The sequence below is a fragment of the Thiohalocapsa sp. genome, from assembly GCF_022340605.1.
Lineage (GTDB): Bacteria > Pseudomonadota > Gammaproteobacteria > Chromatiales > Chromatiaceae > Thiohalocapsa.
The window spans coordinates 1-8559 of the sequence record NZ_JAJDNQ010000134.1; the positions used below are offsets into that span (position 1 = coordinate 1).

The 8559-nt window shown below is 70.2% G+C and carries 4 protein-coding genes, 1 tRNA gene and 1 pseudogene; 5 read left to right on the plus strand and 1 reads right to left on the minus strand.

Annotated elements, in window-relative coordinates; all coding sequences use genetic code 11:
* Window positions 1-374: transposase (locus tag LJE69_RS16450; RefSeq protein ID WP_296927110.1), on the plus strand; the 374-nt coding region annotated here is incomplete at its 5' end.
* Window positions 375-871: 497 nt separating this feature from the next.
* Here LJE69_RS16450 and LJE69_RS16455 read toward each other — a convergent pair.
* A tRNA-Val gene (locus tag LJE69_RS16455) sits at window positions 872-946 on the minus strand.
* A gap of 291 nt (window positions 947-1237) precedes the next feature.
* Here LJE69_RS16455 and LJE69_RS16460 point away from each other — a divergent pair.
* From LJE69_RS16460 to LJE69_RS16475, 4 genes and pseudogenes are all read left to right on the plus strand, one after another.
* A pseudogene (locus LJE69_RS16460) lies at window positions 1238-2542 on the plus strand (DUF6361 family protein).
* On the plus strand, window positions 2542-4398 hold the full coding sequence (locus tag LJE69_RS16465) for a phospholipase D family protein (protein ID WP_296927111.1): 1857 nt from the start codon (window positions 2542-2544) through the stop codon (window positions 4396-4398). The pseudogene LJE69_RS16460 and the gene LJE69_RS16465 overlap by 1 nt, the downstream one beginning before the upstream one ends.
* Complete coding sequence (locus tag LJE69_RS16470; protein WP_296927112.1) at window positions 4395-7622, plus strand: helicase-related protein; 3228 nt, start codon at window positions 4395-4397, stop codon at window positions 7620-7622. Before LJE69_RS16465 ends, LJE69_RS16470 begins: the two co-directional genes overlap by 4 nt.
* 39 nt (window positions 7623-7661) lie before the next feature.
* Window positions 7662-8559 (plus strand): P-loop NTPase fold protein (locus tag LJE69_RS16475; protein ID WP_296927113.1); only part of this gene is annotated, 898 nt, incomplete at its 3' end.

Sequence of the window (8559 nt, forward strand, 5' to 3'; positions counted from 1 at the left end):
CCCGACATGCACCGACGCTCAATGTACTGCTCGACGCGTGCCGGCGGCTGGCCAACGACGCCCGCCACGAGAAAGCCCGCGCGCTCGCCCGCGAGCTGCTCAACGATTGGGACACCTTCTGGGTCGTGCTCGATCATCCCGAATTGCCGCTGACCAACAACGAAGCCGAGCGCGCCTTGCGACACTGGGTCATTGCCCGGCGCATCGGCATGGGCACCCGCACCCCGCAAGGCACCCGCGCGTTCGCGCTGCTCGCCAGCGTCATCGAGACCTGCCGCAAGCGCGGCGCGTCACCGTGGACCTATATCGCCGATGTCGTGCGCCAACGACGCCGCGGCTTGCCAGCCCTCCCGCTGCCTGTGCCCGCCGGCTGACGGACTGCCCCGGCACGCTCCGATGGCGGTGGGGGCTAAACGGTTACGATCCGTCTGGATCATGGCTTGGGGTATTGGCGTACTACCTGGAGCAAGCCGTTCGGCTTCGCGCTGCCAACTCGACAACAAGCAGCCGAGTTGCGCCGAGCAAGCTTCGGGGTCGAGCCCAGGAACGATCAGTGCGGGACGATCGTCTACGTCGGCGAGGTGCTGCTGCGAAATTGACGAGCATCGCGCGACCGTGTCCAGCTATGGCCCCGCAACCAAGACAGACCGCCTGGACACCAGGGCCAGCAGGTGGGCGCGAGACCTCGAAATTCGTAATGCCGGACGGGGCAGTGGCAATGCCGCCGGGGGCACCTCCCCACTGCAGGTAGGAGTCACGTCTGCCCATGACCCCGGTCAGATTGCCCACCGCATCGGGGCACAGCTTGGGCACAGGATGGGCACAGACGAAAAAGCCGGCCCAAGGCCGGCTCTCAAGTGCTTGATTTGACTGGTGGGCGCGGCTGGGTTCGAACCAGCGACCCCTGCCGTGTGAAGACAGTGCTCTCCCACTGAGCTACGCGCCCGAAGCCGATAAGGATAGCCCGTGAGGTGGGGGTGGTCAACGGTTGCCGGCGGTTGGTTGAGCCATGCTCGCCGCGGCGGGGGTCGGTGGCGGCGGTGGGCGCTCGTCGCGCAGGGTTTCGGATGACGCGAGATGTCCGGTTTATCGGCACTGGATGAGAAGGGTTTATCCGCACGTCCTGCGGGGTGCTTGCAGCGCCAGCGACGTGGCCACTTGTCGCGTCGCCTGGCTTGGGGTGGGGCGGCGCGCTAGGCTTGCTTCGCCGCTGCATCGGGGCTTTTTGGAGCAAAGCGTGGAGCCGACGCTGACCTGGATCGATCTAACCAGTGCGGACCGGGAGCGCATGCGCCGTGTGCTGGATCTGTTCCGCGAGCAGGGCACGCTGGATGAGATGGGGCTCGGCAGCCTGCGTGATGGGCTCGCCGAGGCGCTGTTTCCCGGCACCTCGACGCTGCATACGCGGCTGCGCTATGTGCTGTTCATCCCCTGGGTGTACCAGCGCCTGGCGGCGAAGCTCGGCGCCGATGCGGATGTGGCGGCCGCGGCACGGGCGGCGGAGTTGGCGCTGATTCCGGCGCTGGAGCAGAACGACGATGCCGGGGGCATCATCGGCACGTGATCGCGGGAGGCGCTGAACCGGCTGCCGAGCTCGGTCTACTGGGGCGCGCTGAACCGCTGGGGGCTGTTCGTGCCCGGGCAGAGCCAGAATTGGTATCACGCGCGTTTCCGGTCGCTCGACCGCGGCCATCACGGCCTGGCGTATCCCGATGATCCCGGCGTGCTGCTGGAGAAGGCCGCTGTGTGGCATCCGCGGCTGCCGGCCGCGCCCGAGGGCTTTCCGTCGCGGGTGTCTTTCGCGTTGCGCGCCGATGAGGCGGAGTTTCTGCAAGGCCGCTGGGAGGGCGCCTGCGCGGGCACGCTGCTGGCCTGGCTCGCGCGGGAGGGGGGTGCCGAGCGGGTGGACGCGTTCTGGGACGATCCCAGCGCGTTGGCCGCTCCGGCGCAGCTCCGGCATGTCATCGAGCTGGCGCGACGCTTCTCCCGCTGCGTCGAGGGGCTGCCGCTGCTGTACAACCTGTTGCTGGCGGAGGCCCGCTCGCGTCTCCAGGCCGCGGGTGACGGCGGCGCGGCGGACACCTGGGTGGAGCATTATCGGGCCGCGCTCGAGGCATGGGCGGCGGCAGAGGCCGAGGAGGCTCCGTTCGATCCATCGGTGCTCTGGGCCTTCATGGCCGAGCGCGGCAAGCGGGTGCCCTATGCACAGCAGCAGCTGATCGAGACCTGGGCGCAGCGCACGGTCGGCGAGCGGGCGGCGTATGCCTGGCGGGACGAGCCGCTGCGGCGGCTGGTGGCGTTGCGCGAGCTGCGGCTCAAGGGCGCCCACCGCGCGCGCCTGCAAAACCCCGCGCGACTGCTGGACTGGACCGGCAGCGCCGGGGTCGGGCGCATGGATTTCCGCTGGTCGCAGGCGCGCCGGCTGTTGGCCGACCTGCATCTGGGCCTGCATCCGGACCTGAGTCGGAGCCCGACGAATGGCGCGCGCAGTGGCTCGACCCGGCGCTCGCCCGCGGACGCCGAGCCCGGCGAGCCGACCTGATGTTCTCGCCGGAGACCCGCACCGTTGCGATGGACCTGTTGCGCCCGCCGCCGGGCTGGCGGCTGGACGCGGCGCTGCTGACCACGTACAGCCTCGATCTCGACACCCTGCTGGCGCTGCCGCTGGCGATCCTGGCGTGCGCCGACGGTGGCCTGGATGAGCTCTTGGAGGAGCCGCTCCGGCTGCTGGTGGCGCTGCGCGAGGCCGCTCAGCGGGTGCACGTGTTCGTGGACCGGGCCGGCATCGGCGCGCCGCTCATCCCGCGCAGCCTGTTCGCGCTGCTGGAGCCCTGCGTCCATCCGGTGGTCGCGCCCGGCGGCGGCGCCTTTCACCCGAAGCTCTGGCTGGCGCGCTTCGTGCCGGATGGCGATGCCGATACCGCGGCGCCGCCGGCGCTGCTGCGGATGGCGGTGCTCTCGCGCAACCTCACCGACGATCGCAGTTGGGACCTGGCGCTGGCGAGCGAGGCGCGCCCCGGGGCGCGGCAACGCTATCGCGCGGCCCGTCCGCTCGCAGAGCTGCTGCGGGCGCTGCCGGGACTGTGTCTGAGCCGGCCACCCGAGACGCTGAACGCGCTGCTCGCCGAGCTGGCCGATGCCGTCGAGCGCACCCGATTTCCGGCGCCGGCCGGCTGTGACGGCGCGGTGCGCTTCCATTGTCTCGGGCTCGGCGCCGGCACTGCGCGACCCTGGCGGCCGGTGCCGGACGCCGGCGCGCTGCTGGCCATGGCGCCCTTCGTGGACGCCGGCATTCTGGCCGCGCAGGCGGCGCCGGGCGGGCGCTCGCGCACGCTCATCGCCCGCGGTGAGGCGCTGGATGCGCTGCCGGCGGCGGCCCTGGACGGTTGGGAAGTGCTGGTGCTCGGCGACGCCGCCGACGGCGAGCCCGACGACCGCGCCGCGGGCCGGCCATCCGGTCTGCACGCGAAGGCTATCGGCTTCGAGCAGGGCCGGGATGCGACTTGGCTGGTGGGCTCCGCGAACCTGACCCAAGCGGCCTTCCGCGGCCGCAATGTCGAGGTCATGGCCGAGATCACCGGCCGCCGCGGTCCGCGCGATAAGGGCCTTGGCCTGGAGCGCTTCCGCGCCGGCATCGCGCCGCTCTGCACGCCCTATTTCAGGCAGGAGCCGGCGCCGGCGGATGCGGCGCTGGTGGCGGCCGAGCAGCGCCTGGAGCAGGCCCGGCACGATTTGGCGGAGTCGGACCTGCGCCTGGCCGCGGTGCCCGCCGGCGACGACTGGACGCTGACGTTGGACGGCACCGCAACGCTGCCGGCGGACATCACCGCCGTGTGCTGGCCCATCAGCATCCGCGGCGATGAGGCGCGCGCCTTGCGGCTCCCGGTGAACTGGCGTCTGCCGGGCAGCCGGCTCACCGCCTTCGTCGCGTTCCGGCTGCGGGCGGTGGCAATGGGCGCCGACGCCGCGGTGCCGGAGCTGGCCTTCACGCTCAAGCTGCCCGCCGCGGGCCTGCCGGACGGGCGCGTGCACGAGATTCTGCGGGTGCTCATCGACAGCCCCGAGCGGCTGCTGCGGTTCCTGCGCGCGCTGTTGGGCGGCCTGGAGGGGCTCATGGACTGGGGGCTGGCCGCCGGCGACGACGACAGCGAAACCCATCCCGCCCTTCGGTCCGCCCACCCGGCCGCCTGGTCCGACGCCGCGGTGCTGGAGGACCTGGTGCGCGCCGCCGCCCGCGACCCGGCGCGGCTGCAGCCGGTGCGCCGCCTGCTCGTCGACCTCTGTGCCAGCGATGAAGGCCGCCGGCTGGTGCCGGACGGGCTGCTGGCGCTCTGGCAGGCGGTGGACGCCGCGCTCGGCGGCACGCCCGATCGCCTCAATGGCGCGACCCCATCATGAAGCGCCCCGATCCGGACCGGGTGTTGGCCCCGCTGAAGCCGTTTCAGCGCCGCACCGTCGCGCACGCCTTCGAGCGCCTGTTTCTCGCCGCGGACAGCACCGCCCGCTTCCTGGTGGCCGATGAGGTAGGGCTGGGCAAGACCCTGGTCGCCCGCGGTGTCATCGCCCGGGCCATCGACCACCTCTGGGACAGCGTCGGGCGCATCGACATCGTCTACATCTGCTCCAACCAGGGTATTGCCCGCGCCAACCTGCCCAAGCTCAGCATGGGCGCCGACGGCGAGCATGCGGCCTCGCTCGCGACCCGGCTCACCATGCTCGCCACCGAGCTGGCGCCCCGCGACGGCCGGCTGAGCCTGCGGGACGGCCGCCTCAACTTCGTCAGCTTCACGCCGGGCACCTCGTTTGCGATGGGGCATTCCACTGGAGCTATGCCGGAGCGTGAGGTGCTGTTCGCGCTCACCGCGCCCCTGGTGCCGCGCACCAAGGGCCTCATGAACCTGCTCCAGGGCAATGTTGGCCGCACCGACTACTGGCGCGGGCGGCTCACCGAGCATCCGCGCCCCCTCGATCCCGGCATTGCCGAGGGGTTCAGGGCGGCGCTGGTCGCGGACCGCGCCCTGCTCGACGACATCATTGACCTCACCGAGACCCGGTTCCGCAAGCGCCGCGACGCCTGGCCCGCCGAGCTGCGCGCCGAGCGCAACCGAGTCATCGGCCGGTTGCGGGCCTTGCTCGCGGATCAATGCGTCGCCGCGCTGGAGCCGGACCTGGTGATCCTGGACGAGTTCCAGCGCTTCAAGTGGCTTTTGGACGCCGGCAGCGCCGAGCGCGATCCCGCCGCGGAGCTGTTTCAGGCGCTGGTCTGCCGGCGCACGCCGAAGGGCGAGCCGGTGCGCTCGCTGCTGCTCTCCGCGACGCCCTACAAGCTCTACACCACCGACGCGGAGATCGAGCAGGAGGATCATTACAGCGACTTCCTCGCCACCACCCGCTTGCTGCTCGGCGGCGATGCCGCCGCCGGCGCTGTGGACGTACTGCGCACGGATCTGGCGCGCTTCGGCCTCGCGCTGAAGCGGGCCGCGAGCGGTGCACCGGCGGACGTGGACGCATGCAAGGCGCGGGTCGAGCGCGCGCTCAAGCGCATCATGTGCCGCAGCGAGCGCGTCGGCGCCAGCGCCGATGCCGATGCCATGGTCGCCGAGCATTGTCCGCCCCTGCACGTCGACGCCGCCTGCGTGCGCCAGTATCTGGCGGCGGATGCCCTGTTCCGCTGTGTCGGCGACCAGGACCCGTTGCCGTTTTGGATGTCCGCGCCCTACCTGCCGCACTTCATGCGCGGCTACGCCGTCAATGCGCTGCTGGACGAGGCGCGGTCCGCACAGCCGGACGACCTCGCCGCGGTGCTGGCCGCGCACCCCGGCGCGCTGCTGGAGCGCCGGCGGCTGCAAGCCTGGCAGCCCCTGGCACCGGCCCATGCGAAGCTCGCGGACCTCGCTGCGACGCTGCTCGATGGCGGCCTGTGGCAACTGCTCTGGCTGCCGCCGACGCTGCCCTACTGGCCCGCCGATGGCGCCTTCCGTGGCCAGGAGGGCGCCACCAAGGCGCTGGTGTTCTCCGCCTGGAATCTGGTGCCGGATGTGCTCTGCGGCTGGCTCGGCTACGAGGCGGAGCGACGCATGCTCGGTGGCCGCCTGGAGCAGTACGAGGCGTTGAGCAACACCGCGCAGCTACTGCAACTGCGCGACCGCGACGGCACCCGCGCCCGCCACCGGCTGCTCCTGCTGCTGCTGCCCTGTCTGGCCCTGGCGGACCGGGCGCATCCGCTGGCGGCACCGCCGGGCAGCGATCGGCGCGCCCATGTGCAGGCGCAGGTGGAGCACCTCCTCGCGGAACTGCCGGACCCGGTCAGCGGCCTCGTGGACCGGCGCTGGGAGTGGGCCTGGCCGCTGCTGCTGGACCCGGATCTCGCGGTGCTGCTGCGGGAGTGGCGCGATGGTGCAGTCGTGGACGCGGGCGGCGGTGTCGTCGAGCCGCCGAATCCGGACGCCTTCGCCGCTTACGTGGACGACCTCGTCAACCTCGATCCGCGCAGCCTCGGCCGCCGCCCGGCCGGGCTCGCGGGCGTGATCGCCGACACGGCCCTGGGCGCGCCGGCGGTGCTCGCGGCGCGGATGCTGGTCGCCGCCGGCATCGGGCCGATGGATCGCCGCCGGCTGGCCGTGGTGCTGGCGCTGGCGTTCTGGCACCTGTTCAACCGCCCGGCCGTCATCGCGCTGCTGCGGCGCGGCGCCGCCGGCGCTGACGACGACAGCGGCAAGGGCGGTGACGACGCCTACTGGCGCCGCGTGCTCGGCTACTGCATCGACGGCAATCTCCAGGCAGTGCTGGACGAGACCTGGCACCTAGTGCGCGAGCAGCAGGCCTGGGGCGATACCGAAGATCCGCTGGTGGTTGCCGAGCGCTGCGTGGATCGGATCGCGGCGTCCGTACAGCCGCCGCAGGCGCGGGTGCATGCGCATTTTCTGGAGGCCCGGCGCGACGGTACCGTCGTCGAGGAAGAGCTGCGGCTGCGCACCGTGTTCGCCGTGCGCTTCGGCAACGCCCGCGCCGGTGCCGGCGACATCGAGCGCCAGCTCAGCCAAGACCAGGTGCGCGCCGCCTTCAACAGCCCCTTTCGGCCCTTCGTGCTCGCCAGTACCTCCATCGGCCAGGAGGGGCTCGACTTCCACCCCTGGTGCCATCGCATCGTGCACTGGAACCTGCCCGGCAACCCGGTGGACCTAGAGCAGCGCGAGGGCCGCGTGAACCGCTACAAGGGCCACGCCATCCGGCGCAACCTGGCCGCCGTGCACGGCGCCGACGCGCTGGTGGCCTGGCGGCCCGGCGATGATCCCTGGGCGCTGTTGCTCGCCCTGGCCGAGCAGGCCGCCCGCGCCCGCGGCGACAGCGATCTCGTGCCCTGCTGGGTCGCCCCCGGACCCTGGAAGGTGGAGCGGCGGGTGCCGCTGATGCCCTGGCCCCGGGAGATCGAAGCCTTTGCTGCCCTGAAGCGTCAGCTCGCCGCCTACCGCGTCGTCTTCGGCCAGCCCCGCCAGCAGGAACTGCTGGGTCTGCTCGCCGCCGCCGGCATCGAGCCCGAGCGGCTGCGCGCATGGGCGGTGGACCTTTCGCCGCCAGAGATTGACGACAAGAACACGACGATGCCTTGCCGGTCCATCTGACCTAACTGGCCCTTTGACGGCATAACGCCACCTGCCGTCTTGTCAAACCATCCGAGAACCGACCGCTGCAATATCGAGGAGGAACCACCGTGGACCAAACCCAGCCGAGCATCTGGGGAATCAAAGACGAACCCCCTTTCCAACGAAGCAGGCGACAACCTGAAACTCGCCGAGCATGCTCAGATACTGGCTGATTTCATCCGTCGCTGCGATACGCCGATGACCATCGGCATACAGGGCGACTGGGGTACCGGCAAGACGAGCATGATCAACATCATACGGCATAAACTCAACGCTGTTCCTGGAAACCCGTACCGGTTCGAGCGGGTTGAGAAGACAGGCGAGGTGGCTGACCTGGTCCCGAGATTTGCTGCGAAGGAGACTGAAGCGGCTCGATTCCGTCGCTTCGTCGGCGCATTCCGCGACGCCGTAAGCTTTGAAAGCTCGGACGGCAGCTTTTCAGAAAACGAAGCAAAGGTCTTGAAGCATGTGCTCAACTCGGCGAAAGTTACGGTAGTCTCGGACGCCGAGCAAGACGCGGGTGATGATGAATCGATACCGGGCTATGTTCGGGGCTTTTTCTCCGCATTAATCGGCGCCAAGCTGAAGCAGCATCAGGCCGAAGATATCGAGAGGTCGAGGGAAGGGCGAACGTCCTATTATGGACTGACGCTCTACTGCGACAAAGACGCAGAGTATTATCTGTATCTGCAATTGGATATTGCGGTCAAAAAGTGCAATTTCGGCATCTGGGGCTGCGGAAAAGCGAGTCGATCGTTCATTCCCGTGCGGGATCACCTTCTGGAGAGGGCCCCTGAGCTTTGGTCTGCCGGTACGAGCGAGGGTGGTCGCGAGGCGCAAAAGGAGATCGATTACAATGGATCGGACGCGTGGAGATTCGGCGTAGCGGACCTCACCGACAACCCGAAGGAGACCG

What these genes read in the sequence shown, in the direction of transcription:
- LJE69_RS16465 (WP_296927111.1), top strand. Translation starts at nt 2,542, where the DNA reads ATGTTCTCGCCGGAGACCCGCACCGTTGCGATGGACCTGTTGCGCCCG.
- LJE69_RS16470 (WP_296927112.1), top strand. Translation starts at nt 4,395, where the DNA reads ATGAAGCGCCCCGATCCGGACCGGGTGTTGGCCCCGCTGAAGCCGTTT.